This is a genomic window from Frankia sp. AiPs1 (genome assembly GCF_023716945.1).
Taxonomy (GTDB): domain Bacteria; phylum Actinomycetota; class Actinomycetes; order Frankiales; family Frankiaceae; genus Frankia.
The window spans coordinates 1-2,033 of sequence record NZ_JAMQQF010000794.1 but is presented as its reverse complement, the minus strand read 5'-3'; the positions used below and the strand labels follow the sequence as shown (position 1 = coordinate 2,033).

The 2,033-nt window shown below is 74.4% G+C and carries 2 protein-coding genes; both read left to right on the top strand.

The annotated features are described in order from the left end of the window. A partial coding sequence (locus tag ND748_RS30725) for a carboxyl transferase domain-containing protein (RefSeq protein WP_285902945.1) occupies positions 1-309 on the top strand: 309 nt, incomplete at its 5' end. A 113-nt stretch (positions 310-422) separates the two neighbouring features. Beyond that, the coding region (locus ND748_RS30720) for an acetyl/propionyl/methylcrotonyl-CoA carboxylase subunit alpha (protein WP_251749793.1) at positions 423-2,033 on the top strand (1,611 nt) is incomplete at its 3' end.

Below are 2,033 nucleotides of genomic sequence, written 5' to 3'. Positions count from 1 at the left end.
CTGTGGATGTGGCCGAACGCGCGGATCTCGGTGATGGGTGGGGAGCAGGCGGCGGCGGTGCTCGCCACCGTCCGCCGCGAGCAGTACGCCACCCGCGGGCAGGACTGGCCGGCCGAGGCGGAGGAGGACTTCCGCGCCCCGATCCGCGAGCGCTACGAGGTGCAGGGCAGCCCGTACTACTCGACGGCCCGGCTGTGGGACGACGGGGTGATCGATCCGCGGGACACCCGCACGGTGCTCGGGCTCGCGCTGTCGGTCGCCGCCAACGCGCCGATGGACCCGCCCGGCTACGGCATCTTCCGGATGTGAGCGCGACAGAGGTGACCGGGTCGGAGGTGACCGGGTCGGAGGTGAGCGCTGTGGAGGTGACCGGGTCGGAGGTGACGGCGAGGACAGGGAGGGCGATGACAGGGAAGGCGACGATGTTCTCGACAGTGCTGGTGGCCAACCGCGGGGAGATCGCCGTCCGGGTGATCCGGACCCTGCGTGAGCTCGGCATCGAATCGGTGGCGGTCTACTCCGACGCCGACGCGGGCGCGCGCCACGTGCGGGAGGCCGACGTGGCCGTGCGGATCGGACCGGCGCCGGCCCGCGAGTCGTACCTCAACATCGCCGCGGTGGTCGCGGCCGCGGTCGCCACCGGGGCCCAGGCGGTCCATCCCGGCTACGGGTTCCTGTCGGAGAACGCCGCGTTCGCGGCGGCGTGCGCCGAGGCGGGCATCGTGTTCGTCGGGCCGCCGGTCCGCGCCGTCGAGGTGATGGGCGACAAGATCACCGCCCGGCGCGCGGTCGCCGCGGCCGGGGTGCCCGTCGTACCCGGCCGGGACGACCCGGCGATGACGGACGCCGACCTGGTCGACGCCGCCGCGCAGATCGGCTACCCGGTGCTGCTCAAGCCGTCCGCGGGCGGCGGGGGCAAGGGCATGCGGGTCGCCATGGACGTCGCACAGCTTCAGGCGGAGATCGTCGGCGCCCGCCGCGAGGCGGCCTCGGCGTTCGGCGACGACACCCTGTTCGTCGAGCGGTTCGTGGACCGGCCCCGGCACATCGAGGTGCAGGTCCTCGCCGACGCGCACGGCACGACCGTCCACCTCGGCGAGCGGGAGTGCAGCCTGCAGCGGCGCCATCAGAAGGTCGTCGAGGAGGCGCCGTCGGTCCTGCTGTCCGCGCAGACGCGGGCGCGGATCGGGGCGGCGGCCGTCGCCACGGCCGCCTCGGTCGGCTACGTCGGGGCGGGCACGGTCGAGTTCCTCGTCGCCGCGGCGAACCCGGAGGAGTTCTTCTTCCTGGAGATGAACACCCGCCTGCAGGTCGAACATCCGGTCACCGAGCTGGTGACCGGGCTCGACCTCGTCGCCGAACAGCTGCGCGTCGCCGCCGGGGAACCACTGGGCTACACCCAGGCCGACATCCGGCTGACGGGTCATGCGGTGGAGGCCCGGGTGTACGCGGAGGACGCCGCGCGCGGCTTCCTGCCGACCGGCGGGCGGGTCCTGCGGCTGGACGAGCCGTCGGGGCAGGCCGTCCGGGTCGACTCGGGGCTGCGGCTCGGTGCCACCGTCGGGTCCACCTACGACCCGATGCTCGCCAAGATTATCGCCTACGGGCCGGACCGGGACACCGCGCTGGACCGGCTCGACCGGGCGCTGGCCCGGACCTGCGTGCTCGGAGTGACCACCAACATCGGTTTCCTGCGGGCCCTGCTCGACCATCCGGACACCCGTGCCGGCCGGCTCGACACCGGGCTGATCGAGCGGGACCTCGACGCGCTCGTCGCCGCCGCCCCGGGCGCGGCCGATGTTCCGGCCGTGTACGCGCTGGTCCGCCTGCTGGAGCTGACGCCAGACACGCCGTTCGTCGATCCCTGGGACGTCCCCAGCGGCTGGCGCCCCGGCGAGCACGCGTCGCTGCACTGGACGATTACGGCCGCGGGCCTCGCCGGACCGGTCGAGGTCGGCGTTCGCGGCACCCCCGCCGACGCGCTGGTCGCCGTCGATGGCGGCGAGCCGGTCCCGGCCGCCGTGGAGTGGGCC